Here is a 24,090-nt window from a genome sequence, read left to right on the forward strand (position 1 = left end):
GTTAACCTAGTTGCTAAGCAGTGGCCACCTTTCTAGCTCAATATATCTGACGCCAGTTGCGTCACTGCGCGATTGAAATAACGCAAAATGGTCGGCGTGAAATGAGATATCGACGGCGAGGTCGGCCAGCTCTGGTGGCTGCCGCACTTTTCGGCACAAAGTAATGTGGGGCTGGTAGGGGCGTTGTTCTCGCTCTATGCCCAGTGCATCGGTGATCTGATGCAGGCTTGTCACCAGCGAGAGTAATTGCGGTGGCGGAACGCCGGGCGCGAGATAGATGATCTGCGGCTTGCGCCAGTAACCGAAATGATCGCAGGTTTGCTTAAATCCGGCTGCCGATATTTGTCGGCACCACAGGCGCAGCTGCTGTTCTTGCTCTTCCCCTAATTGACCAAGAAACGCCAGCGTTTGGTGCAGGTTGGTTGTACTTACTAAACTGCCCCAAGTGGCAAATTGGTTTTGATATTGGCTGATCTGTCGCTGGGTTTTTCGGTTAAAGCCCAAAGCTAAAAACAGGCGTTTGCCCTGATTTGTCATCACAAGCACTCAGTTGTCGCTGACGGTTAGGTTAGAATAGGCCAAGCCTGATAGAAATTGGAATGACTAAACTCCGTGCCACTTCCTCCGATCGCCAGCCAAACCCACGAGATCTGCCGCGCGCTGAACAGCCACAGCATGGTTATTCTCGAAGCGCCGCCAGGTGCCGGTAAGTCGACCTATCTGCCGTTACAGCTGTTGCAAGATCCAGCATTTGCTGACGGTAAGATCCTGCTACTGGAACCCAGACGTTTGGCGGCGCGCAATGTGGCTGGCTTTCTGGCCAAACAGTTGGGTGAAACGGTGGGTAGAACCATTGGTTTGCGGATGCGGCAAGAGACCAAGGTCAGTGCCGGTACACGCTTGGAGGTGGTGACCGAGGGCGTATTAACGCGTTTATTGCAGCGTGATCCAGAGCTGAGCGGTGTCAATCTGGTTATTTTTGATGAATACCATGAGCGCAGCTTGCATGCGGATCTGGGGTTGGCGCTGGCTTATGATGTGCAACAGGGACTGCGTGATGATCTGATCCTGTTAGTGATGTCTGCCACGTTGGAAGGGATGCCGCTGACCGAGCGTTTTCCTGATGCTGCATTAGTGCAATGTCAGGGGCGCAGCTTCCCCGTTTCATTGCATTACCAAAGTCGTGAGCGGCGCGCACCGTTGGCACCTCAACTGGCGCAGTTAGCTGAACAAGCACTGCTAGCGCACGAGGGCTCGGCCCTGGTGTTTTTGCCCGGCGTGTATGAGATCCAGCAAACACAGCGAGCGCTCGCTGATCGTCTGAGCAATCAAGCACAACTTGCGCATCAGCAGATAGATATTGTTCCCCTCTACGGCGGTTTGACCGCTGCCGAGCAGATTGCTGCGATAGCGCCTGCCGCGCCAGGTCGACGCAAAGTGGTGTTGGCGACCAATGTTGCTGAAACCAGTTTAACCATCGACGGTATCTCTTTGGTGATCGACAGTGGCTTGCATCGTCAAGCCAGTTATCACCATAAAATTGGCCATACCCGCTTAGATACGGTGGAGATCTCACAAGCATCAGCTACGCAGCGGGCAGGTCGGGCTGGGCGTTTGATGCCGGGGCACGCTTATCGTTTATGGTCGGAAGAGTTGCAGAGTCGTAAGGCCAAACAAACGCCAGCGGATGTGATGACGGTGGATCTAACCGCCATGGTGCTTGAGCTTGCCCAGTGGGGTGTACACGAGCCTGAGCAGTTGCATTGGCTGCAGCTACCATCGGCCAGTTTGTGGCGCAGTGCGGTTACACGACTGCAAGGTTTCGGCGCCCTTGATGCTGTCGGCAAACTCACTGCCCATGGCCGGGCATTGGCGCAATTAGGCACGACCCCTGAGTTTGCGCAGCTGCTGTTATGGGCAATGAAAAACAGCGCATTATCTGGCGTTCAGGCAACTGCCGTGGCGTTAGTGGCTTTGCTGGAAGAGCGGTTACCCAAACAACCTTTCGCTGATGATCTGCCCCGTTGGCTTGATTGGATAAAGGCCAAAGGAGCGCCGCATCAGGAGTTGCGTTCGCGGATCTTAACGCGCAGCTCGCAACTTTGGCAGCAGTTGCTGCCGAATGCTGGCCGGTGGCAGGCGCAACAGATTGATAGTGCATGGAGCGGTGTACTCGTTGCGGTGGCATATCCCGGTTGGATCCTTGGTCAACGGGGCGCCAGCTATTTAGCTGCCCACGGCTTCGGTGCGCAGTTAGGTCGAGACTCGCATTGGCAGCAGGCCAGCTTGTTGGCGGTGGCTGACATGCGTGATGGCTTTGCTGGCGATCCTATTGTTGCCCTGGCGGCGCCGCTGACGCAGGCCGATCTCGTTCACTACTGCTCCGAGCTCATTTCGGAGCAGGTCAACGTCGGATGGGATCAGCGCTTGGGGCGGGTTGTTGCGACCGAAGGGCGTTACCTTCAGGCGTTGCCCCTAGAAACTCAACCGCTGGCTATTGGTGCTGATGACCCGCGTTGGCAACAGGGGGTGCTCGATGGTTTGCGTCAGCGTGGCGTAGAACGGCTGCCCTGGACACCGGCGCTGCGCCAGTGGCAGCAACGTGTGATGATGGCTGCACAATGGCTACCGAATGATCCTTGGCCGAAACTTGATGATCAAACGCTGGCGGAGAATTGGGATTGGCTGGCGCCGTTTCTGACGGCGGTTCGTCATCCTGATAAATTGACCTCGTCGCAGTTAGCGCAAGCGTTGAAAAGCTGTTTAGATTGGCATTTGGGGCAGCGTCTGGAACAGATGTTACCTACCCACTGGACAGCGCCCACAGGCACGCGGATCGCATTGCAGTATGATGATGGCCGTCCGCCACGTATTGCTGTGAGAATGCAGGAGATGTATGGTCAGCAAAGCTCGCCAACAGTGGCTGGAGATGTGCCCGTGGTGGTGGAGCTACTCTCCCCAGCAGGCCGGCCGTTACAGGTAACCCAAGATCTGGCGGCATTTTGGCTGGGTAGTTACCGAGAGATACAAAAAGAGATGAAAGGGCGTTATCCCAAGCACTACTGGCCGGATGATCCCGGCAACGCTCAAGCGACCCGTAAAACCAAGCGGGCAATGAACAATCAGTGATCCGGAACACTATGACTAAGAAAGCCGAAAAAGGCAGCCAACCGAAAAAACGCAGCGCTAAAACCTCGCGTAAACGCAGCCCCAGTAAACGAGGGAAGTCATCTGCTGCAGCGAAGAAAGCACGGCCGATTAAGCGCTATCTCCTTTCTACCCTGTTTAAGCTGTCATTGGTGATGGTGGTAGCCATCGCGGGTTATGGGGTTTATCTCGATAGTCAGATAAAGACCAAATTTGAAGGTGAACGTTGGGAACTGCCTGCGCAGATCTACGCCCGCCCTTTACGATTGGCCGCGGGCGCGCCGGTCTCCCATGGCGAGCTACTGCAGGAGTTAGAGCTGCTCGGTTATCGTCGGGTCGCCAAGGTGGTAACGCCTGGGGAATATGCTGCTTCTGAATATGCGGTACAGATCTATGCGCGTCCGATGCGCGACGGTCACCGAACCGATCCTGCGCGGCGTCTGATGGTGCGCTATACCGGCAAGCGTATTTCTGTGTTGGAGCAGAATGGTCAGGCCGTGAATCAAGCTTATCTAGAGCCGTACTTGATAGACAGGATGCAGAGCGGTTTAGGTGAAGACCGCGTACTGGTGGATCTGGAGCGAGTGCCACAGATGCTGATTGAAGCCTTGTTGCTGGTGGAAGATCGTGATTTCTACCATCACTATGGCGTATCGCCGGTGTCTATTGCGCGAGCGCTGGTTGCCAACATTAAAGCGGGACGCACAGTGCAGGGTGGCAGCACATTGACACAACAGCTGGTGAAGAACTTCTTCCTCACCCGTGAACGCAGCATCATACGCAAGCTGCGCGAAGCTTATATGGCGCTGATTATTGATGCCCGTTACGGTAAAGATGAGATCCTTGAAGCCTACCTCAATGAGATCTACCTAGGGCAGAACTACGCCACAGCGGTGCATGGTTTTGGTCTAGCCAGTCAGTTCTATTTTGGCCGTCCTTTGGCGGAGTTGAATGTGGCGCAGCTGGCCTCGTTGGTGGCGATGATCAAAGGGCCTTCCTATTACGATCCATGGCGCCACCCTGAGCGCTTGTTAGAACGTCGGGATCTGATTTTGAGGCTGCTACTTGAGCATGATTTTCTTGAAACCGAAGAGTATAAGCTGGCGGTAAATCAGCCAACTAAAGTGCTGCCGCGCTCTGAAGCCGCAATGGCGAAGAAGCCAGCTTTAACAACGTTGTTGCGCCGTGAACTGAGTCAATTAGCACCGCAGCTGGTGGCTAAAAATGGCCTGAAGATCTATACCACGTTGGATCCTTTAGCCCAAAAAGCAGCAGAGAAAGCCGCTGTGGCCACCCTGCCTACCCTCGAAAAACGACACAACATCAGTAAATTGCAGACCGCTATTGTGGTGACCGACGCCGCCACCGGCGGTGTTCGCGCCTTGGTGGGTGATCGCAGACCGGGCTATGCGGGTTTTAACCGTGCGATGGATGCACGCCGGCCGATCGGCTCATTGATTAAGCCGGTGGTCTATCTGGCCGCGCTAACCGACTCGAAGAAGTATTCGCTGGCGACCGTGCTGGCTGATCGTCCTGTATCTATGGTGAATCAGCAAGGTAAGCGTTGGCAGCCTCAAAACTATGATCATAAATTCCGTGGCAATGTCAGTCTGATGGATGCCTTGGTGATGTCGTTGAACGTACCGACAGTCAACTTGGGTATGAGCTTAGGGCTAGATAAAGTTTCACTGCAGATGGAAAACTTAGGGGTAGAGAGCCCGCAGCGTTTCTATCCTTCATCACTGCTTGGCTCTGTCAGCATGACGCCACTGGAGGTGGCACAGCTCTATAGCTCGCTGTCGGCAGAGGGCAGTTATCAACCATTGCATCTTATCCGTTCAGTGTTATCTAGCGATGATGAAGTGCTGGCTGAGCTTTCACCTGGCCGTATACAACGTGCGGATCGTAAGGCCACTTACCTACTGAATTATGCACTGCATGACGTGACCGTGCGTGGCACGGCTAAGTCTTTGGGCAAGCGTTTCCCTAGCTATGCGTTGGCGGGTAAGACGGGTACCAGTAACGATAATCGCGACAGTTGGTATGCAGGGTTTGATGCCCGTGATGTGGTGACCGTGTGGATTGGACGTGATGATAACGCCGTTATTGGTCTTACCGGTTCCAGCGGTGCGTTGAATCTGTATGCAGACTACCTGAAACGGCGCAGCGCGGTGTCTTTAGAGATGACACCGCCTGCGGGGGTGCAATTGACCTATTTTGATACCGCCAGCGGTACCGCCGTAGGTGAACATTGTGAGGATGTTACCCAGGTGCCAGCGATAACTTCGGCCTTGCCATCCAACCGAGGCTGCCAACCAAACAAAGAGAAGAGTTGGTGGACGCGAATGTTTGGTCGATAACGGGCAAAATTTCTCCCGTGTGCAATACTAAAAAATGTGATTTCAATCACTTGAGTTAGGGCACGGAGGAAGACACGTGAAAATATTAAAATGGTTTGTACTCCTGTCGGTTGTCTGGGTAACGGGTTGTACCAGTACTGGACAGGTTTCAACAAAAGGGTGGTGTGCCATGGCTGGCGGTGTCGGCGGTGGTTTATTAGGCGCGATTGATAGTGCCGGTGCTGCGGGGGCAGGTGCTGCAGCGGGTGCTTTATTAGGCTACTTTGTTTGTAATAATGACGAAGATGGCGATGGCGTTTACGATCAGGATGATGAGTGTCCCATGACCCCCGAAGGGGTAAAGGTTGACGCAAAAGGTTGCCCTATCGACAGTGATGGTGATGGCGTGCCGGATTATCAGGACAAGTGCCCTGGTACACCGACAGGCGTTAAAGTCGACAGCATGGGCTGCCCACTGGACAGTGATGGCGATGGTGTCCCTGACTATAAAGATCAATGTCCGAATACACCGCCGAATACTGCGGTAGATGAGTTTGGCTGTCCCCCAGCCCAAGCTGGCCCTGCGGCTTATGTGGCAGCGTGCGGTGATATGATCATGATGGATGGTCCGCGTATTGTTGGCTTCAAACATATCTTGTTCGATTTTGATTCCGCCAAGATCAAGGCGCAAGGTCAACAAGTGTTGAGCTGTGTGGCCGCGGTCTATGAAGAGACCAGCATCCCGTTGGAGCTGGATGGTTACACCTGCTTTGTCGGTGATCGAGAGTACAACAAACGATTGTCTCAGCGACGAGCGAATTCCGCTCGAGACTACCTGATTAGCCAAGGCGTTAAAGAGAGCATGATCCGCGTTGAGTGGTATGGTGACTCTAACCCTGTGGCTGACAATAACGATTTGGGTGCCCGTTACCTCAATCGTCGGGTAGAAGTCAGTCCGGAATAAGCAATTGGTCTAACCGCTGAATAAAAAAGGGAAGCTAATGGCTTCCCTTTTTTGTTTTCAGCGGCTTCTAACCAAGTATCACAGCTTAGCGAAACAACGGCCTGCAGCGGCAATGGTGGCCTGAATATCAGCTTCTGAGTGAGCGGTAGAGATAAACCCTGCTTCATAGGCAGAAGGAGCCAGATAGACCCCCTCAGCCAACATCAGGTGGTAGAACTGTTGGAAACGTTGTAAATCACACTGGGTGACCTGGGCAAAGCTGCTCACTTCGGCGGCCTCGGTAAAGAAAAAGCCAAACATCCCCCCCACCTGATTAATAGCCAGTGGGATCCCCGCCTTGTCTGCTTCGGCTTTAAACCCGTCTGCCAACATCTTCGCCTTGGCGCTTAACGCAAGGTGCAGATCGGGTTGTTGTAACTCGGTCAGCGAGGCTAAGCCAGCAGCCATTGCGACCGGATTTCCCGACAGCGTGCCTGCCTGATAAACCGCACCTTGCGGAGCGATATGGGCCATAATTTCCGCTTTCCCGCCAAACGCACCAACCGGCATACCGCCGCCGATCACCTTACCTAAGGTGGTTAGATCTGGGGTGACGCCGTAATGAGCTTGGGCACAGCCGAGGGCGACGCGGAAGCCGGTCATTACCTCATCAAATATCAGTACGCTACCATGCTCATCGCACAGCGCCCGCAACCCTTCGAGAAAGCCTGGCAGGGGTGGAATACAGTTCATATTGCCAGCGACTGGCTCGACAATGACACAGGCGATCTCATCGCCATATTCGGCAAAGAACTGCTTCACATTGTCGATATCGTTGAAAGTTGCGGTCAGGGTGTGTTTTGCCAAATCTTCCGGCACGCCCGGAGAAGTCGGCTCGCCCAATGTCAGCGCTCCAGATCCCGCCTTTACCAGCAGCGAGTCAGCATGGCCGTGATAACAGCCTTCAAATTTGAGTAACTTGTCACGGCCGGTATAGCCTCGTGCCAAGCGGATCGCGCTCATGGTCGCTTCTGTGCCTGAGCTGACCATGCGTACTTTCTCGATCGAAGGAACCAGCTCAACCACTTTGGCGGCCATGGTTACTTCGATTTCGGTAGGGGCGCCGAAGCTCAAACCATTTTCAGCGGCATCGAGCACCGCTTGTTTGATGGCAGGGTGGTTATGACCCAGGATCATCGGTCCCCAAGAGCCTACATAATCGATATAGGCGTTGTCATCGACATCATATAAGCGTGCGCCATCCGCCCGTTGGAAAAAGAGAGGTGTGCCGCCGACACCGTTGAAAGCGCGTACCGGAGAATTCACGCCTCCAGGGATATATTGCTTAGCTTGGGAAAAGAGTTCGGCAGAACGAGTCATGGATACCTCAACAGGATGAGCCAGATATTAACTGGGGGAATTAAACAACAAGCAGGGACTATAGCAAACTAAATCGACAGCGAGAATTGACCCTAGCCGAGATCTGTATGCAGACGTTGGGTCAGGTGCTGCCAATTCACCACACCAATCGGCGTGTTAGTGTCGCCGGCATGGATGATCACTGCGCCTCGGCGATTCTTTGATAGCCGTTCATATACATCGCCGAGCGTGCGACGAACACTTAATTCTGGCATCGGCTCTAACAGGTAACCGCACTCTTGGGTGCTGTCAGCCGTCGCCAGTCGCCACGGCTGGTCTCCTTGATTGATCAGGAGAACAGGGCGATCGCCAGAGCGCTCCAGCGCATGCTGGATCACGCTGTCATCGGGGCGCTCCAGCAGAACAAAGTCTTTGCGCATGACAGCCTGCACACCAATCTTTTGCAGGTTAAGTACCACAGGTGAGATCTGATACGGCAGACGTTGCAGCTCCATCTGGGTTAAAAAGGCGGAGCGGGATCGAAACACCTGACTGGCGACCAACTGTGCTGAAATTAATACCAGCATCGCCGGTACGATAACTGCCGGTGTGTTGGTCAGCTCCAGGATCGCTACCAAGGCTGCCATCGGTGCATTCAGTGACGCGCCCATCATCGAAGCCATGCCTATCACCACATAGACTCCCTGATGAGAAGCGAGATCAGGAGCGATAGGTAGCATGATCTGCAGCGCAATCATTCCGGCCAGCCCCCCAAGTGCGAATAGTGGGCCAATGATCCCGCCAGGAATACCCAAGCCAATGGCTAGCACCGTTGCCACCATCTTGCCGACAAACACGCCAATAAGCAGTGTCATCCCCGGTGATTCGCTTAACGCCAAACCCAGCGATGCGTCCTCTGTGCCCATGATCTCTGGGAACATTGTCGCTAACACCCCAGTCGCGATGGCCGCCGTCAAGATCCGCGCTGAAAAGGGCAGCTTTTGACCACTGCGCATGCATATCAGTAATAACTGATTAAACAGTGCCGCCATGCAGCCAATGATGACACCGGAAAGGAGTAAAAACGGCACGTGATGCAACTGATCGAGGATGACAAAATCCAGCCCCTCAAAAGTGTGTGACTCGCCGAAGGCCAGGCGGCTCATGATCGAACCACAGGCCGATGCCAGCATAATCGGCAAGAACATGTGTACTTTGTATTCGCGAAGTACCACCTCCATAACGAAAATGACCGCGGCCAGTGGGGTATTAAATGATGCGGAGATACCCGCGGCGATGCCGCTGGCTGCCATTATCCGGGTGGCATTGTAAGGCAGGCGGAGGTAGTGGCCGATCATTGCACTGCCCGCCGCGCCCATATGTACCGCAGGGCCTTCTCGCCCGACGGAGAAGCCACAAATCAGAGACAGTGCGGCGCCAAGAAACTGATTAATGGTATTGCGTAGAGGAATTAATCCATGATGAAACTTAACGCGATAGATGACAAAGGGGATACCGAGTCGATAATATTTTACCCCCATGGTCAGGGCGAGGATCAAGATCAGTACAGCGCCACTGAGGGGTAAGATAAAGTTCGCCCAGCCGGGTAGCGTGGTAAAGTCTTTATTGGCGCCAAGAATGGCGTGCTGGCAAAATTCTACAAGAAAGCGAAATATCAGGATAAGTGTGGCAGCAGAAATTCCGCCAACCAATCCCATGAAACAGTGATAAACCGTTACACTAGGGAAAGAGAGCGAATATCTCAGATGCTTGATTAGTGGTAGCTTATCCATGCCTTTGTCAGTATCTGCTTGACTGTGTTGTATGCCTAATTAGGTGCATAGTCTGGCAATAATGAGTCAACATTAACAATAGATTACATGAATCAGTGAATGATAACGATAATTTAAACCGTTTTCGTAACGGGACGATCAGTTTTCTCCAGTGGGTGCGAGATCATCGCAAACCCTTGCTGGGGGTGTGGTGTGCGCTAATGGTGGGGCTGATGATCGGTGAGTTTGGTAAAACCTCACTGTTTAATCAATTGAACGGCTGGCAGACGCAAGCCGACCAAGGTGCTACCACGCAGGTCAGGTTAGAAAGCCAAATCGAAGGATTGACCGCTGAATTGCAAGTGGAGCAAGCGGCCAATGCCGCGATGCAGCAGGAGATGGTTGCTCACCTTAACGAGATCTATGAGCAGCGTCGCGAGCTGACCTTCTACCGCAAGATCATGGCACCGGAAAAAGAAGCCAGTGGCGTGGTGATCGATGAGTTTGGCATTAGTGCTACTGCCAGCGCTGGCTTTTTCCGCTTTCGACTGGTATTGATGCAGTTAAAACGCTCGAAGCAGTTTGCTAAAGGCGCGATAGAGTTACGCATTGAGGGCAGCCAGACGGGCGAGCCTGCGACGCTCAATCTCGCTGAACTGGCCGGATTAACCGATAAGCAGCAAAAATTCAGCTTCCGTTATTTCCAGGAAATTGAAGGTGCTTTTACCCTGCCGGAGGGCTTTGTGCCTGAGCGGGTAGAGATCCGGGCGAGCCTGCCAAAGCGTGGCTCCCGCAAAGCCAGTAGTACCGCCAAGATGTATACCTGGCAACAATTGTTGGACAATACTTGAACGTAACACTCAGGTATTAGATAATTTCGCCGTTGTTTGATGAAAAGGGTTTAAAAATGTCGTTAGCCGCCGAGGCCACACCGATCGGATTCTCTGAATCAGCTGCGCATAAAGTGAAGCGCCTGATCGAAGAGGAAGAAAACCCAGCACTGAAGCTGCGGGTCTATGTTACTGGTGGTGGTTGTTCTGGATTCCAGTACGGCTTCACCTTTGATGAAAAAGTGAACGAAGGTGATACCACCATCGACAAAGAGGGCGTCACCTTGGTGATCGACCCGATGAGCCTGCAATATCTTGTGGGTGGGGAAGTGGATTACACCGAAGGCCTGGAAGGCTCTCGATTCTTTGTTAATAATCCCAACGCTACCACGACCTGTGGTTGTGGCTCTTCGTTCTCAGTCTAAATTCCATAGGCTGCCATTGCTTTGGCGGCCTTTTGATTTTCTCCTTTAGCAAGCCGCTGGTTTGTTTTTTAGCCGAGTGAGGCAAGTCCGTGCGATAATGCGCGCCCTTTCTGCTGCCTATAGGCGCTTGTGATTGTGACTGTTTCGCCATCAGCTCCTGTCGATGAGTTTATTGCGCCACCATGTCATGGTGAGATCCGCATTCTTTATCAGGATGATGACATTCTGTTGCTCGATAAGCCCAGTGGCTTACTTAGCTTGTCCGGAAAAAATCCGCTGAATAAAGACTCGGTGCATTACCGATTGGTAACGGGACAGCTACAGGGCTTATCAGAGAAAGTCAGCGATGAACATCAGGCGCAAGCTTTCCCAACTGCCGCGCTGGTTCATCGCTTAGATTTTGGCACGTCGGGGATCATGGTGGCAGCGTTGCACAAGCGGGCCACGGCTGAGCTCAGCAAGCAGTTTCAGGCCCGTAGTGTCAGCAAAAGCTATATCGCTATTTTAGAGGGGCAATTGGAGAATGAGCAGGGCGTTATCGACCTTCCTATTGCCAAAGACAAGCCCAATTTTCCGTTGCTCAAGGTATGCTCAGAGAGCGGCAAGCCCGCGCGAAGTGAATATCAAGTGCTAGAACGCCTGCAGCAGCCAGATCGTTGCCGTGTGCGTTTTTCCCCAAAAACTGGCCGAACTCATCAATTGCGGATCCACAGCCAAGCCATAGGGCACCCTATACTGGGTTGCGATCTGTATAAAAATTCACGCAGTGAACCTATGGCTGAACGGCTATTGCTGCATGCGACAGAATTACAGTTTGCGCATCCCACCAGTGGTTTGCCGATCCATGGCCGTAGCGTTTGTCCGTTTTAACTGTTTAAACCACCCATTTTCAGCGATCAGGAACAGAACATGTCAGATAAATTTTTCTTCAAAGGGCGTCAGGATGCGCGGGTTAACCACGTTCAGTCAGGTTACCAGACCAAAGCCAACCAAAAGCCTGGCAGCAAGAAATTTCCTCTTAGCTTGGTGGTCACCAGTGAGGAGCGCAAACAAGAGATCGAAGCGCAACTGGCGGAGGCAAAGCTGTATGGTCAAGTCACTGTCGACACGCGTGATGGTGCTGAAGAATCGATTGCCGCACTGACTGTGTTATTGGCTAAAAGTGACACGGTTAAAGTTGAGAAAGTGCCTGCCCGCAACGAGCCCTGCATCTGTGGCAGCGGCAAGAAATATAAAAAGTGCTGTGGCTAGCGGTTATTGGCTTAGGTGGGGACACCGAGCCTTAGGCTTGGTGTGCTGCACTCATCAATTTGCCTGCCAACGGTTTGCCTGCAACGATCTGCGATAGAGCCGCGCTAGCTCAACAATTCCTATATTAACCGGAGACTTAACTTAATCACTTTTAGTTTTGGGCTACGCTTAAATCACCACTGCACTATTTAGTTTGTTGGTGCTCTCGTTACGCTTAGCTCATTGTCTTTGAGAGATATCGATGGAAACCACTTATCAGATCGGCGCGTTGCACTCTTTTATTCTTGTCATCCTCGTTTTATTTATCGGTCGAGCCCTTTGCTCTTCGATTGCAGCACTGAAGAAGTTTAATATCCCTGAGCCGATTGTCGGTGGTTTGGTGGTCGCGGTTCTGGTTACGGTGCTGAAGTATCAGGGGATCCAGGTCGAATTCAGTGTGCCGATGAAAGATATTTTAATGCTGTTCTTTTTCAGCGCGGTAGGGCTCTCTGCCAGTTATAAAATGCTGCTAAAAGGGGGCCGTCAGGTCTTTGTCTTACTTCTGCTGGCGATGCTATTCCTGATCCTGCAAAACGCCGTCGGCGTGGGGTTAGCTGCAACTCTTGGGTTAGATCCCTTGATGGGACTTGTGGCGGGCTCTATCTCCCTCTCTGGTGGCCACGGAACAGGTGCGGCTTGGTCGCAGACGTTTGCTGAAAACTATGGCCTGAATACGATGGAGTTCGCCATGGCAGCCGCAACGTTTGGCTTGATCATTGGTGGTGTGGTGGGTGGCCCTGTAGGGCAGGGTTTGATCAACAAATATAAACTCAGGGAAGGCTATAACCACAAAGAGAATCACCACCTGAAAGATAAAAAGGTGATGACCTACGACCGCCGCGAAGAAGACCGTGTGTCGGCCACCAATTTGGCTGAAATACTGTTTTTGTTGCTGCTTTGTGCTGTGGGTGCAATGGAGTTGCAAACCTGGGTGGTGTCACTCGATATTCCTTGGCTAAATATGCCGCAATTTGTTTACGCCTTGTTTATTGGTGTGGTGCTCTCCAATCTGCTCGACGTTAGCAAGCTCTACACTATTAACAACGAAGTGCTGGATGTGGTGAGTACCCTATGCCTGACGCTATTTTTGGCGATGGCGCTAATGAGTTTGAAACTGTGGGAACTGTTTAACCTCGCATTGCCCTTGTTGGTTATTCTTGTCGCACAAACCCTGCTGGTTATCACTTTCGTGGTTATCGTGACCTTTCGAGCCATGGGTAAAAGTTACGATGCCGCGATTATCTCTGCCGGACAATGTGGTTTTGGTATGGGCGCCACCCCGACGGCAGTGATGAATATGAGTGCGCTCACCGCGCGCAATGGGCCCTCACCGCAGGCATTTATCGTTGTCCCTGTGGTGGGCGCTTTCTTTATCGATATCGTGAATTTGATTGTGTTGCAGGGCTACATTGGGTTTCTTGATTGAGCAGTTGCATTGAGTTGATGTGATAGCTGAATGACGCTGGCGTTTTTTTGGTACAAAAAAAGCGACAAGGTTGCCCAGTTCGTGTGCTTTCACTTGTTAAATGTATGACCACACCGCACCTATGATAAGTAGAACTATTATTGCCAGCTGAATTTTGTTGGCTTTACCTTGCTCTGCTTTCGCTTCAGGCGTGTCAGTCACTCCTTCTTGATGATTAAATCCTCCTTCATCAAGATCTTCGTTGAACATGATGAGGCCATTAATCAAAACTGCGACCATAACCAGCAATGTTGCTGTTAGCCAGTAGAACCCAGTGAAGTACTGGATCCCTGAACCAATTAAGAGGCATGCAGTGAGCATTATTGCTGCGGGTTTTAAGTCAACGCCATTCATCTGCAAGTACATTTAACGCCCCAACCATGGGCGGATTGAGCAGGCTAGTCTACAGAGCGAAGCGACGAAAGCCTGCGAAAAGCCGTCCGCATGGGTTGGTTTGTTAGGCATCGGGACCGACTACTGTAATGAATGGCTTCTCATCTCTAGCGGGTCCATTGGGTGCAACAACAGGTCGGTAACTAGTAAATTCCGACAAAACATAGGAGATATCAAAAGCAGAATTATTGTTGAGCTTCAAGTTAACACTTAGTCTTTGGTGTTCGCCAGCTTTAAGGCTAACCACGCAGGTATAAACTTTGCCAATAGCATCCTCCGAGCTTTCGGTAATATCACAAGATCCATTATTAGCATTCGAAATCGAAATCTTCACCGGAGCAATATCAAAGTTTCCGGCCTTTGAGTAGGTTCTGAACCGGAAGTACAAATTTTGTTCCTCACTACCCGAGGCCTCATTGCTTCCTAAAGGGATGATCGGTAAACCCAATGGACCAGCTGAAAGCTCTTCGTGGCTCAAAAGTAGTGGGTAGATAACCAGAAAACCGTCATCGACTGGGAAAGAATATAGAGGAGGGTTGTAAATTCCAAAACAATGCTCGCCAAATACACCTAATGCAGACTGGTTTTCTTCACACCAATCGTAAACATAGGTTCTCTGATACTGTGGAGAGGGTTCAATTTCGAAGTTTGTTGTTTTACTAAGGGTGGAGCAACCGGTACAAACTAAAAAACTAATTAGTGCTGCAAATAGCTTCAATGTCTAAGTTCCTTTTAGATGCCTAACGCCGCAAGCACGGACAGCGGCTTGCCGCGTCGTGTTCGTTGTCCCCGAGGAGCAAAGCGACGAGTTAGTGACTTGCTTTGTTATATTTTGACCATTCTGTATCCAGCACAGGCGAGAATACCGCCAAAACCTACTGACCCAAAAAAGAACGGCTTCATTATTTGAACGATCTCCCCGCCAACTTCGAGCGCTGCTTGATATTGAAAATACTGGTAAGCAGTAAAAGCAATCAGTCCAATACATAACGCAAACACTTTGGCCGCACCTTTCGGTTGTGACTTTAGATTTCTTACCGCTTTCGTACCGGCAAAAAAACCAAAAAACATAGAGATAAAAAGAATAAATAGCTGTGAATCGTTCAATCTACGCACCAAAAATATAACGCCCCAACCATGGGCGGATTGAGCAGGCTAAGCTAAGGAGCGCTGCGACGAAAGCCTGCGAAAAGCCGTCCGCGTGAGTTGGTTTGCTATGTGTGTTTTTCACTAAGCTTTTCAAGTAATTCTTTACCATTATTCCAGAACATAGTTGGAGCGACTTCTTGCAACGCTACTATGTCTGAGGGCGAGTTTAGCTTTCTAAACCAAGGCATCACTTTGCTAGTCACTAGCTTGGATATTTCCTTAACCCTTTCCTGCGGGTCAGGGCAGTTCTCGAAATCCGTTAATTCATAGAAAGATAAGATGTCTTCTTTGGATGCCAAAAATTGCTCAAGCCTGCAGCGCACGTGGCAATCAACCTCGCGTGGAAACTCAACCTTACCAAGAGCTTGCAAGTAAATACCGATGTTGAAGTAAATCCTATCGCTGTTTTGAGAGCATTGAATTTTGAAGAGTTTTCCCATCTCGTCGGTTACAAGACCCCATGCAGCGCCTTTCTTTTTGAACCCTTCAGATTTGAAGGCCGGCTTCAATGAATCCTGTCGCATCTTGCTGATTTTCGCTGACATTAGATTCCTCGGGATTCCTCAAACACATAACGCTAGATAGCTATACATCGTAGGCCTAATCAGATAATGGATCTATGTCTATCGATCCCACCGATGCTATCTATCACGTCTCATTAGGTTTCATAATCGCATCATAACCTGCTGTTTTTACCTGTGTATTGGCTGATGTCACATCCAGAAGCTAAATCAAGGGCTAGATTTTTGCGCCAAATATGCGCTTCAGGGTGCCGTCTTTATCGATGATGTGGTGCTTAAGTGCGCCGACGATATGCAGCACAACGGCGGCGATAACCAGATAGCCGAGCCAGCTGTGGCAGGCATGAGCAAAAGAAGCGATAGCCGCATTGTGGGGGAGCACTTTGCTCGGATCCGCAGGATCGGGATTCATTGCTACGATTTCCATGCCGAATACCATTAAGCCATGGCCACCCATTGTCGACATGATAGCGCCGGAGATGGGCATAAACACAGTGCCGAGGATCAGCGCCCAGTGAACTACTTTCGCCAGCAGGTGTTCTATCTGGCTATATTTCCCGGCGGGGGTTGGCCAGCCATTGGTGACTCGCCAGAACACGCGAATAAGGACAATGAAGAAGATGATAAAGCCAAATGATTTGTGCCATGGATAGAGGGCATAGGCTTTTGTTTCGACCATGAAAACGCCGATGGCTAAGAGTGCGATCATCATCAGTCCAACGATCCAGTGCAAGGCGAGTGTCTTGGGACTAAATTTATTCGGTGTGTCTCGTTGCATAACAACCACCTTGTTTGGGTTATGTGTGGTGTTGTATCAGAAGCCTAGAAGGTAGAAGTTGCTTTGTCAGTTTGCAGGGAATGTCAGTTTGCAGGGAATGTCAGTTTGCGGGAAATGTCAGCCCGCGGGGAATAGCGCGCCTAAGATGGCTGGGCGACTCGCGCCAGTGACCGCCGGCAGGTTACCGGGCAAGCGGTGAATATGGCGGTAGGCCAGCCAGGCAAACGCCAGGGCCTCGAGATCGTCGGCAGAAACACCTAGGGCGTCCAGTGGCGCGACACTCAGCAGCGGCAGGGCTTGCTGCAACCCTGATACCAGTTGTGCATTTCGGGCACCGCCGCCGCAGATCCAGAGTTCCGCGGGTTGCTTGTTATCCGCGAGCGGCAGTTGTGCTATCTGTTCGGCGATACTGTGTACGGTTAAAGCACACAATGTAGCTTGTACATCTTGCGCTGGTAAGGCACTGAAGGTGTCTAATCGGTGCTGCAACCAGGACAGGTTGAACAGTTCACGGCCAGTGCTTTTTGGTGCTGGCAGCTCGAAGTAATCTTCACTTAATAGCTGTTTCAGCAGCGGCTTGCTCACCGTCCCTGTGGCGCCCCATTCACCATTATTATCGTAGGGCTTGCCTTGATGTTTTAAGCACCACTGATCCATCAGGGTGTTTCCGGGGCCGGTATCAAACCCTAATACGGTGTGGTCAGTGGCGGGTAACCAGGTGATATTGGCGACGCCACCTATGTTCAGAATAACGCGGTCGCACTCAGGGCTAGCCAATAGCGCATGGTGAAAAGCGGGCACCAGCGGTGCGCCCTGGCCACCCAGCGCAATATCTTTGCGGCGGAAATCGGCGACCACATCGATACCGGTTTCTACGGCGATAGTGTTGGCATCGCCCAGTTGTAGCGTGAAGCCCTTACAGCTGTGGGGGTGGTGACGTACAGTTTGGCCATGACTGCCGATGGCGATGATCTCGCTGGCTGGAATATCGGTTTTTGCCAGAAGGGCATTAACCGCTTCAGCGAACAACTGCCCTAGCTCTCGATCCATCGCGCCGAGGCGATTGATCTCATTGGCTGCGGGTTGGCATAACTGGTGTAAACCAGACACCAGCTGTTCCGGTAGCGGATGCTGGTGACTAGCGAGAATAGCGGGTTGGGGTTGTGAAAAGTCCACCAGCACGGCATCAATACCATCCATGCTGGTTCCGGACATTAGGCCAATATAGTAACCGGCCATTACCCCTGCTGCATTGCCAGTAGTAGGCGACGGTTAGCATTGAGTTGCGAGATCATGGTCTCGGCATGGGCGATAAATGACTTTTTATCGCTGGCTTTGATCGGTTTAGCATCGGGCAACTTCACGGTGCGAGGATTTCTGTGCACGCCGTTTACCAGGAATTCATAATGCAGGTGCGCGCCAGTCACACGGCCTGTTGCACCGACAGTACCAATCTTCTGTCCCTGTTTGACTCTGGCGTTGGTTTTTACATGACGCTTATGCAGGTGCAGATACTTAGTGATCACGCCTTCGCCATGTTTGATGAAAACATAATTACCATTGAGCTTGTTGTAACCTGATTTGGTTACCCGGCCATCACCCGCAGCCATGACGGGCGTACCGGTTTTAGCTGCGTAATCGATGCCATTGTGAGCACGCACTTTGCCGGTGACCGGATGCAAGCGGCGCGGATTAAAGCTGGAACTGATGTACTTGAAGTTAACCGGCGCTCGGAGGAAAGCTTTCTTCATCGCTTTACCGTCAGGAGAGTAATATACGCCGTCGGTATGGCGTACTGCCTGAAAGCTGTCGCCTTGGTTGATAAACTCTGCGGCAACAATAGCGCCTTCGCCAACCATCTCACCATCAGCAAAGCGCTCTTCGTACATCACGCTAAAACTATCGCCTTTACGCAGGTCCAAAGCAAAATCCACATCCCAGCCAAAAATGGTTGCCAGGCTCATGATCTGATTTGGGCTAAGGCCTGCATCCACTCCGGCATTATAGAAATTGCTGGTGATGGTTGCGGCGGCAAAATTGGTACGGGTTTCGACCTGTTTGGCGTGTTGCTCTGCAACGTATGTGTCGTCGTAACGGGTCACCGTCAAGGTGTTGATCTTGTCCTGCGGATAAACCAGCTGGATCAATTGGCCATCACGATCGGCGCCAAATTTAAGCTGGTCGCCGGGATGGATTTTTTTCAGTGCCTTGGTGCTGTCACCTAAGTTGGCAATGTTGTGCAGGGTGCGAGGGCTGAAACCGGCACGCTGGAAGATCTTTGCCAGTGAATCACCGCTTTTCACGGTAAAGGTTTGCCAGCTGAGTTCTGGCAGTGGTGCAGGCTGGTTCGCTTGTTGTTGCACGGCATCGTCAACGGGGGCGATTTCCAGCGGCAGGGGATAACGCTTGCCAAGCTCTAGTGACGCTTCAGTGTTACGGGAAGCGCTGGCGTCTTCTGCCGGCATAAAAAGCAGCAGTAGGGTAATGACACTGATAATGGCTACCAGTACTTTGTGCTGTTTAGGCAGCTGTTCAATATAAGCATTCATATCAGGATCTTGCTTGTACATCGCTATAAAACCGGTACATTGACTAGTATAACGCCAATGCAACTATCGCGCCCAGCATACACTGTTTCCCTTTGCGGCGCCATTTCGTACAATCCCCCCCTGAATTTTGAATTGATAGTTTTCACGGAGAAATATCCTAATGAGTGACTGGCAAGCGGCATTGGCCGAAATCAAGCGAGGCGCCGAAGAGATCCTGGTAGAAGAGGAGTTGGTGGCCAAGCTCAAAGAAGGTCGCCCACTCATTATTAAGCTGGGTGCCGATCCGACTGCGCCGGATATTCATCTGGGTCACACGGTGATCATGAATAAGCTGCGTCAGTTTCAGCAGCTGGGGCATGAGGTGGTTTTCCTGATCGGTGATTTTACTGCCATGGTGGGTGATCCTTCAGGCAAAAACAGCACGCGCCCCCCTTTGACTCGTGAAGACGTACTGCGGAACGCGGAAACATATAAAGAGCAGATCTTTAAGATCCTGGATGCGGATAAAACCCGCATCGAGTTTAACTCAAGCTGGTTGAACGAGCTGGGTGCTGAGGGGATGATCCGTTTGGCTTCCAAGCAAACCGTGGCGCGCATGTTAGAGCGTGATGACTTTAAGAAGCGTTATGCCGATAGCCAACCGATTGCCATCCATGAGTTTATGTACCCGTTATTGCAGGGCTATGACTCAGTAGCGTTGAAAGCGGATGTTGAACTGGGCGGTACCGATCAGAAGTTCAACCTGCTGATGGGGCGTGAACTGCAGAAAGATGCCGGTCAGAAAGCCCAGTGTGTGGTGATGATGCCGCTGTTAGTTGGCTTGGACGGCGTCAAGAAGATGTCCAAATCGGCGAATAACTACATCGGCATCAGTGACGCGCCGAACGATATGTTCGGTAAGATCATGTCTATCTCTGATGATTTGATGTGGGATTACTTTGATCTGTTGAGCTTCCGTCCGTTGGGCGAGTTGGCGGAGTTCCGTGAGGCGATCGCCAATGGTGCTAACCCGCGTGATTATAAGATCTTGTTAGCGAAAGAGATCATTGCTCGTTTCCACGACGAAGCCGCAGCAGAGGGTGCGCATCAGGACTTTATTCAGCGTTTTCAGAAGAACGCGATACCTGATGAGATGCCTGAGTTCAGTTTTGACATCGGCTTACCGCTGGCGAACCTGCTGAAAGAAGCGGGCTTGGTAGGTGGTACATCGGAAGCGTTGCGGATGGTCAAACAGGGCGCAGTGAAGATTGATGGCGACAAAGTGGCTGACGCGAAAGTGGAATTGACTGCCGGTACGGCGGTTTATCAGGTTGGTAAGCGTAAGTTTGCCCGCATTACACTCGCTTAATCAGGCACGTTGACTGGATAAACGGGCTACGGCCCGTTTTTTGTTTCTCGATCTTGGCGTTGTCACTGCATCGCTTTGCTGGGATGCTATGATCCAGTGATTGCAACTCGTTGTAAATTGGTCATTATCATTGGCCAAGCGGGTTGTTAAGCGATTCATCTCGTACATTATCTTTGCAATTCAGGAGCCTGCCTTTATGTCGCAGTGGACCACCTTAGCTTTTGTTGCACTGGGCGGCGCATTCGGTGCCTGTGGCCGTTTTCTTGTCTCACAATGGTGTGTGGCACTGTTTGGTAAAGGGTTTCCCTATGGCACGTTGACGGTGAATATTGCCGGTAGCCTGATGATGGGAGGCCTGTTTGCCCTGCTGGAAAACGGTACCTTGGTGGCTGCGCCGTGGCGTCCTGTGGTTGGACTGGGGTTTCTAGGCGCTTTGACCACTTTCTCTACCTTCTCTATGGACAATGTGGTGTTGATGCAGCAGGGGGAGTGGCTGAAGTTCGCGATGAATATTGGCTTGAATGTTGTGGGCTGTGTGTTTGCCGCTTGGGCTGGTTATCAGTTGTTTGCCAAATCGGCGGGCGTCTAAACAGGGGGAGCTGTCGGTGATATACAAACATATTTTAGTCGCCATCGATTTAGGTGTGGATTCGGCAAAAGTGGCTTTACGTGGGGCGGCGCTGGCGCGTGCCTACGGCGCTAAACTCTCCTTTGTGATGGTGGAACCCGGGATCGGCGACTCCTCTTTGGAAGAGATTGAGTTAGGACTCGACCTGTCAGCGCGTATTCAACCTAAACGCCAACAGATGATGGCCGAGTTTATTAGCGACAATGTCGACTATCCGGTGACTGGGCAATGGCTCATGAGTGGTGAGATGAATCGTCAGGTGAATAAAGTGATCACTGCCACTGAAGCCGATCTGCTAGTTGCGGGTAAGCATATGGATCATCGTTGGTTTACTCAGCATACCGGACAATCACTGGCTGGCCATGTGATCAGCGACCTGCTGTTGGTAACACTGGAAACCAGTTGAACTGGCTGTTGTCTGCCGTGGCTGATCTCCCCCAGTAGAGCCGTTGCAGGCTGATTTGTAACGGCAACTTGCCGTCAGAGCCTGCTATTGCAACGGGCAATGTTTACCTCTTCCCCTGCCTTTTCCGTCAGAGCTATATAGAGTCATCACAGAAAGATAAGCTGATTCTGCTGTCTAAACTTAAACACGTTGCTTTTGTGTGTTGATGAGGTTGGTCTGATGGAACCGTTCAGTGTGTTGCCTATGTTCAAGGTGGGTATTGGCCCGTCAAGCTCTCATACCTTGGGGCCAATGCTCGCAGCCGCCGCTTTCTCCGAACGCCTGATGGCGGAGCACGGGGAGCAGGTCTACTCGGTCTCTTGTGAACTGTTTGGTTCGCTGGCATTAACCGGAGAGGGGCATGCCACTGACAAGGCGTTGATCTTGGGGTTGCTGGGGATGCAACCGGAAACCCTTGAACCTGATGTTGCTGAAGCAGCCTATGCTGCGGTGAAAGTCGGGCATCAATTACGGTTGGCTGATCGCCTGCCGATCCATTTCAATCCACAGCGTCATATTCTTTACCATTGTGATGTTTTTCTTCCTGCCCACCCCAATGGCATGCGCCTTTCCGCGGACGATAAAGCCGGTAATCGCTTGTTGACGGAAACCTGGTTTTCGGTGGGAGGGGGCTACATCGTTTCTGCCGATGATATTGCTAATCTTGATCAAGCTGAGCAGTTTGATCATCGAGCTTTCCCGTTTGATAACGCTGCCCAACTACTGACAATCTGCCAAAACGAAGGGGTGAGATTAGCAACGATTGCTCGGCGCAACGAACGGGCATTAGGTTGTGACGATGCGGCTATTGATCAACATCTGGATCTGATCAAACGGGTGATGCTCAGTGCTATCGAACGAGGCTGTGAACAGGAGGGGATCTTGCCTGGTGGTTTGCAGGTGGTGCGTCGGGCACCGCAGCTACATCAACGTTTAAAAGTACGTAGTTTGCAGCAAGATCCATTGGCATTGATGGACTGGGTTAGCATGTTTGCGTTGGCGGTCAATGAAGAAAATGCCAATGGTGGGCAAGTGGTAACGGCGCCGACTAACGGGGCGGCGGGGGTGATCCCTGCGGTATTAGCCTACTATCTGCGTTTTGTCGCAGGGGCGACAGATGCCGGAGCACGGGAGTTTCTGCTGACTGCGGCGGTGATTGGTTGGCTTTACAAGCGTAACGCCTCGATCTCAGCGGCGGAGGTGGGGTGTCAGGGTGAGATTGGTGTCGCCAGTTCGATGGCCGCAGGCGCCCTGTGTGCGGTGTTAGGCGGCAGCGTGGCGCAAGCTGAAAATGCAGCGGAAATGGCGATGGAACACCATTTGGGCATGACCTGCGATCCCGCCAAAGGATTGGTACAGGTGCCTTGCATTGAACGGAATGCGATGGGGGCGATCAAAGCGATCAATGCCGCTCGCTTGGCATTGTTGGGTGATGGTCAACATCGGGTGTCGTTGGATGCGGTGATAGAAACTATGCGACAGACAGGCGCTGATATGCAGTCAAAGTACAAAGAGACCGCTTTAGGGGGGTTAGCGGTCAATATCGTGCTCTGTTAACTGTGACTTAGTAGTTCGCCTGACAGCGGCGGGTATCAAAATTGCTGCTGTTTTTGCAACGCCAAGCCATGCGGGCGTTCTGTAATTGCCAGGTGCCTTGTGCGGTTTTCTTTAACTGCAGCAGGTACAGAGCGGACTCAACCCCGGCTCGATCCAGTGGTTGGCGTACCGTGAGTTCAAGCTGTTTGCCGTCGCCCTGTTGCTGCAGGATCTCCAGTTCATCTGGATTTCCAAGGTAGTGCAATGCTACCTGTTCGCTGTCTTTGACCCAATTCTCTTGCTTAGCTTCAGATTCAGAGATCAGACGGTTGAAACCGCGAGTGGGTTGCTCGGCATAAGATAGCGGCATCCATGAGTCCGCGGCTGCAAACCAGGATAACAATAAAGTACAACTGATAATCATTGTGCGCATACAACCATGGGCTGGTTTCCACCAGCAAAAATTAAGTCTGGTTGGTAGACCACAGCAGTGCGCGAGAGTTGCAGGAAATCCTAAGCAATTTGATCATGATCGTCTTCTCAACTGATAGGCTGGCAGTTGCAGATGCCACTGGATCGCGGCCAATCTTAAGATAAAACCAGCGCCAATCCCCACTAACGACGCGGTAAGATCGTCGACATCGATTAGAAGCAAGCCGGTGTAGGTAACACAGCTGAGTAAGCAGGCCGTGGCGTATATATCTTTGCGCAATACCATAGGGATCTGTCGACAAACAACGTCCCGTAAGATACCGCCTGCAGCGCCAGTAATAACCCCCATAACCACGGCTATCTCTCCTGGCGCACCATACAACAGCGCTTTTTGCGCACCGAGTACGGAAAAAAGTGCTAAACCGGCAGCATCGGCGATCAGTAGTAATTTCTCGGGAATACGGTGTAGATAATTAACAAACACCATGGTGACTAAGGCGGTAATGATGATGGTGTTTAAATAGCTAGGGTCTTCGATCCAGAAAACCTGTGGCACGTCCAAAATGATATCTCGAATGGTACCGCCACCGATTGAAGTGAGCGCCGCCAGAACCACCACACCAAAGGGATCCATTTTTAATCGTGCCGCCATCAGTGCACCTGAAATGGCAAACACCGCAAGACCAATTACGTTGAGCCAATAAAGAATTGTCATTGCTATACCTGATCGTCTACTGCAAA

General features: G+C 51.6%; 24 protein-coding genes. 12 read left to right on the top strand and 12 right to left on the bottom strand.

The features are described from left to right. Nucleotides 1–6: 6 nt before the first annotated feature. Nucleotides 7–537: an RNA 2',3'-cyclic phosphodiesterase gene (gene thpR / locus EXY25_RS07670; RefSeq protein ID WP_246019538.1), complete on the bottom strand. Its 531-nt coding sequence runs from the start codon at nt 535–537 to the stop codon at nt 7–9. 75 nt (nt 538–612) lie between these two features. Here thpR and hrpB point away from each other — a divergent pair, with 75 nt between their 5' ends. From hrpB to EXY25_RS07685, 3 genes are all read left to right on the top strand, one after another. Beyond that, complete coding sequence (gene hrpB, locus EXY25_RS07675) at nt 613–3,129, top strand: ATP-dependent helicase HrpB (RefSeq protein WP_130566319.1); 2,517 nt, start codon at nt 613–615, stop codon at nt 3,127–3,129. Nucleotides 3,130–3,140: 11 nt separating this feature from the next. After that, nucleotides 3,141–5,507, top strand: a complete 2,367-nt coding sequence (gene mrcB / locus EXY25_RS07680; RefSeq protein ID WP_130566320.1) for a penicillin-binding protein 1B — start codon at nt 3,141–3,143, stop codon at nt 5,505–5,507. A gap of 76 nt (nt 5,508–5,583) precedes the next feature. Further along, nucleotides 5,584–6,450 (top strand): OmpA family protein, encoded by an 867-nt coding sequence (locus tag EXY25_RS07685; protein WP_207232126.1) that lies wholly within the window; start codon nt 5,584–5,586, stop codon nt 6,448–6,450. 78 nt (nt 6,451–6,528) lie between these two features. Here EXY25_RS07685 and hemL read toward each other — a convergent pair whose 3' ends face one another. Then, the gene (hemL, locus tag EXY25_RS07690; RefSeq protein WP_130566321.1) at nt 6,529–7,809 is read right to left on the bottom strand and encodes a glutamate-1-semialdehyde 2,1-aminomutase; all 1,281 of its coding nucleotides are present in this window, start codon (nt 7,807–7,809) and stop codon (nt 6,529–6,531) included. 92 nt (nt 7,810–7,901) lie between these two features. Beyond that, nucleotides 7,902–9,581 (bottom strand): chloride channel protein, encoded by a 1,680-nt coding sequence (locus tag EXY25_RS07695; RefSeq protein WP_130566322.1) that lies wholly within the window; start codon nt 9,579–9,581, stop codon nt 7,902–7,904. Between the two features lie 95 nt (nt 9,582–9,676). Here EXY25_RS07695 and EXY25_RS07700 point away from each other — a divergent pair, with 95 nt between their 5' ends. The 5 genes from EXY25_RS07700 (at nt 9,677) to gltS (ending at nt 13,531) form a co-directional block, all read left to right on the top strand. Further along, on the top strand, nt 9,677–10,411 hold the full coding sequence (locus EXY25_RS07700) for a DUF6776 family protein (protein WP_114337046.1): 735 nt from the start codon (nt 9,677–9,679) through the stop codon (nt 10,409–10,411). 56 nt (nt 10,412–10,467) lie between these two features. Continuing rightward, entirely contained in the window at nt 10,468–10,815 is a 348-nt protein-coding gene (gene erpA / locus EXY25_RS07705) for an iron-sulfur cluster insertion protein ErpA (RefSeq protein ID WP_114337047.1), read from the top strand. A gap of 135 nt (nt 10,816–10,950) precedes the next feature. Then, a complete protein-coding gene (locus EXY25_RS07710; protein WP_246019525.1) occupies nt 10,951–11,685 on the top strand; it encodes an RluA family pseudouridine synthase in 735 nt (244 codons plus the stop codon). A gap of 39 nt (nt 11,686–11,724) precedes the next feature. Continuing rightward, the gene (locus EXY25_RS07715; RefSeq protein WP_130566324.1) at nt 11,725–12,066 is read left to right on the top strand and encodes a PBPRA1643 family SWIM/SEC-C metal-binding motif protein; all 342 of its coding nucleotides are present in this window, start codon (nt 11,725–11,727) and stop codon (nt 12,064–12,066) included. Between the two features lie 241 nt (nt 12,067–12,307). Beyond that, on the top strand, nt 12,308–13,531 hold the full coding sequence (gltS, locus tag EXY25_RS07720) for a sodium/glutamate symporter (RefSeq protein WP_130566325.1): 1,224 nt from the start codon (nt 12,308–12,310) through the stop codon (nt 13,529–13,531). A 96-nt stretch (nt 13,532–13,627) separates the two neighbouring features. Here the strand turns inward: gltS and EXY25_RS07725 are convergent, their stop codons facing one another. The 7 genes from EXY25_RS07725 to EXY25_RS07755 all read right to left on the bottom strand — a co-directional run bounded on the left by EXY25_RS07725 (nt 13,628) and on the right by EXY25_RS07755 (nt 18,981). Next, nucleotides 13,628–13,936, bottom strand: a complete 309-nt coding sequence (locus EXY25_RS07725) for a hypothetical protein (RefSeq protein ID WP_130566326.1) — start codon at nt 13,934–13,936, stop codon at nt 13,628–13,630. A gap of 91 nt (nt 13,937–14,027) precedes the next feature. Then, a complete protein-coding gene (locus tag EXY25_RS07730) occupies nt 14,028–14,681 on the bottom strand; it encodes a hypothetical protein (protein WP_130566327.1) in 654 nt (217 codons plus the stop codon). Between the two features lie 107 nt (nt 14,682–14,788). Next, nucleotides 14,789–15,070: a hypothetical protein gene (locus EXY25_RS07735; protein ID WP_130566328.1), complete on the bottom strand. Its 282-nt coding sequence runs from the start codon at nt 15,068–15,070 to the stop codon at nt 14,789–14,791. 107 nt (nt 15,071–15,177) lie between these two features. After that, on the bottom strand, nt 15,178–15,657 hold the full coding sequence (locus EXY25_RS07740; protein ID WP_130566329.1) for a DUF4304 domain-containing protein: 480 nt from the start codon (nt 15,655–15,657) through the stop codon (nt 15,178–15,180). Nucleotides 15,658–15,850: 193 nt separating this feature from the next. Further along, complete coding sequence (locus EXY25_RS07745; protein ID WP_130566330.1) at nt 15,851–16,411, bottom strand: cytochrome b; 561 nt, start codon at nt 16,409–16,411, stop codon at nt 15,851–15,853. A gap of 117 nt (nt 16,412–16,528) precedes the next feature. After that, entirely contained in the window at nt 16,529–17,650 is a 1,122-nt protein-coding gene (locus EXY25_RS07750; protein WP_130566331.1) for an anhydro-N-acetylmuramic acid kinase, read from the bottom strand. Then, the gene (locus EXY25_RS07755) at nt 17,650–18,981 is read right to left on the bottom strand and encodes a peptidoglycan DD-metalloendopeptidase family protein (RefSeq protein ID WP_407642901.1); all 1,332 of its coding nucleotides are present in this window, start codon (nt 18,979–18,981) and stop codon (nt 17,650–17,652) included. Before EXY25_RS07755 ends, EXY25_RS07750 begins: the two co-directional genes overlap by 1 nt. A gap of 139 nt (nt 18,982–19,120) precedes the next feature. Between EXY25_RS07755 and tyrS the strand changes: the two genes are divergently transcribed. The 4 genes from tyrS to EXY25_RS07775 all read left to right on the top strand — a co-directional run bounded on the left by tyrS (nt 19,121) and on the right by EXY25_RS07775 (nt 22,938). After that, nucleotides 19,121–20,308 (top strand): tyrosine--tRNA ligase, encoded by a 1,188-nt coding sequence (gene tyrS / locus EXY25_RS07760; RefSeq protein WP_130566332.1) that lies wholly within the window; start codon nt 19,121–19,123, stop codon nt 20,306–20,308. A gap of 196 nt (nt 20,309–20,504) precedes the next feature. Continuing rightward, on the top strand, nt 20,505–20,897 hold the full coding sequence (gene crcB, locus EXY25_RS07765) for a fluoride efflux transporter CrcB (RefSeq protein WP_114337058.1): 393 nt from the start codon (nt 20,505–20,507) through the stop codon (nt 20,895–20,897). Nucleotides 20,898–20,913: 16 nt separating this feature from the next. Further along, nucleotides 20,914–21,342, top strand: a complete 429-nt coding sequence (locus EXY25_RS07770) for a universal stress protein (protein ID WP_158537954.1) — start codon at nt 20,914–20,916, stop codon at nt 21,340–21,342. 219 nt (nt 21,343–21,561) lie between these two features. Further along, a complete protein-coding gene (locus EXY25_RS07775; RefSeq protein WP_130566334.1) occupies nt 21,562–22,938 on the top strand; it encodes an L-serine ammonia-lyase in 1,377 nt (458 codons plus the stop codon). 7 nt (nt 22,939–22,945) lie between these two features. On the opposite strand, the gene EXY25_RS07780 is transcribed toward EXY25_RS07775, so the two are convergent. Further along, on the bottom strand, nt 22,946–23,287 hold the full coding sequence (locus EXY25_RS07780; RefSeq protein WP_130566335.1) for a hypothetical protein: 342 nt from the start codon (nt 23,285–23,287) through the stop codon (nt 22,946–22,948). Nucleotides 23,288–23,443: 156 nt separating this feature from the next. Beyond that, nucleotides 23,444–24,064, bottom strand: a complete 621-nt coding sequence (locus EXY25_RS07785) for a trimeric intracellular cation channel family protein (protein WP_114337062.1) — start codon at nt 24,062–24,064, stop codon at nt 23,444–23,446. Nucleotides 24,065–24,090 lie beyond the last annotated feature (26 nt).

The organism is Corallincola spongiicola, assembly GCF_004284785.1.
Lineage (GTDB): Bacteria > Pseudomonadota > Gammaproteobacteria > Enterobacterales > Neiellaceae > Corallincola > Corallincola holothuriorum.

Bases quoted from the DNA above. Each gene is read 5' to 3' on its own strand.
- EXY25_RS07755 (WP_407642901.1), bottom strand. From the start codon at position 18,981: ATGTACAAGCAAGATCCTGATATGAATGCTTATATTGAACAGCTGCCT.
- EXY25_RS07715 (WP_130566324.1), top strand. From the start codon at position 11,725: ATGTCAGATAAATTTTTCTTCAAAGGGCGTCAGGATGCGCGGGTTAAC.
- EXY25_RS07745 (WP_130566330.1), bottom strand. From the start codon at position 16,411: ATGCAACGAGACACACCGAATAAATTTAGTCCCAAGACACTCGCCTTG.
- EXY25_RS07780 (WP_130566335.1), bottom strand. From the start codon at position 23,287: ATGCCGCTATCTTATGCCGAGCAACCCACTCGCGGTTTCAACCGTCTG.
- thpR (WP_246019538.1), bottom strand. From the start codon at position 537: ATGACAAATCAGGGCAAACGCCTGTTTTTAGCTTTGGGCTTTAACCGA.
- hemL (WP_130566321.1), bottom strand. From the start codon at position 7,809: ATGACTCGTTCTGCCGAACTCTTTTCCCAAGCTAAGCAATATATCCCT.
- EXY25_RS07725 (WP_130566326.1), bottom strand. From the start codon at position 13,936: ATGTACTTGCAGATGAATGGCGTTGACTTAAAACCCGCAGCAATAATG.
- gltS (WP_130566325.1), top strand. From the start codon at position 12,308: ATGGAAACCACTTATCAGATCGGCGCGTTGCACTCTTTTATTCTTGTC.
- EXY25_RS07740 (WP_130566329.1), bottom strand. From the start codon at position 15,657: ATGTCAGCGAAAATCAGCAAGATGCGACAGGATTCATTGAAGCCGGCC.
- crcB (WP_114337058.1), top strand. From the start codon at position 20,505: ATGTCGCAGTGGACCACCTTAGCTTTTGTTGCACTGGGCGGCGCATTC.
- tyrS (WP_130566332.1), top strand. From the start codon at position 19,121: ATGAGTGACTGGCAAGCGGCATTGGCCGAAATCAAGCGAGGCGCCGAA.
- EXY25_RS07750 (WP_130566331.1), bottom strand. From the start codon at position 17,650: ATGGCCGGTTACTATATTGGCCTAATGTCCGGAACCAGCATGGATGGT.
- EXY25_RS07775 (WP_130566334.1), top strand. From the start codon at position 21,562: ATGGAACCGTTCAGTGTGTTGCCTATGTTCAAGGTGGGTATTGGCCCG.
- EXY25_RS07695 (WP_130566322.1), bottom strand. From the start codon at position 9,581: ATGGATAAGCTACCACTAATCAAGCATCTGAGATATTCGCTCTCTTTC.
- EXY25_RS07785 (WP_114337062.1), bottom strand. From the start codon at position 24,064: ATGACAATTCTTTATTGGCTCAACGTAATTGGTCTTGCGGTGTTTGCC.
- mrcB (WP_130566320.1), top strand. From the start codon at position 3,141: ATGACTAAGAAAGCCGAAAAAGGCAGCCAACCGAAAAAACGCAGCGCT.
- erpA (WP_114337047.1), top strand. From the start codon at position 10,468: ATGTCGTTAGCCGCCGAGGCCACACCGATCGGATTCTCTGAATCAGCT.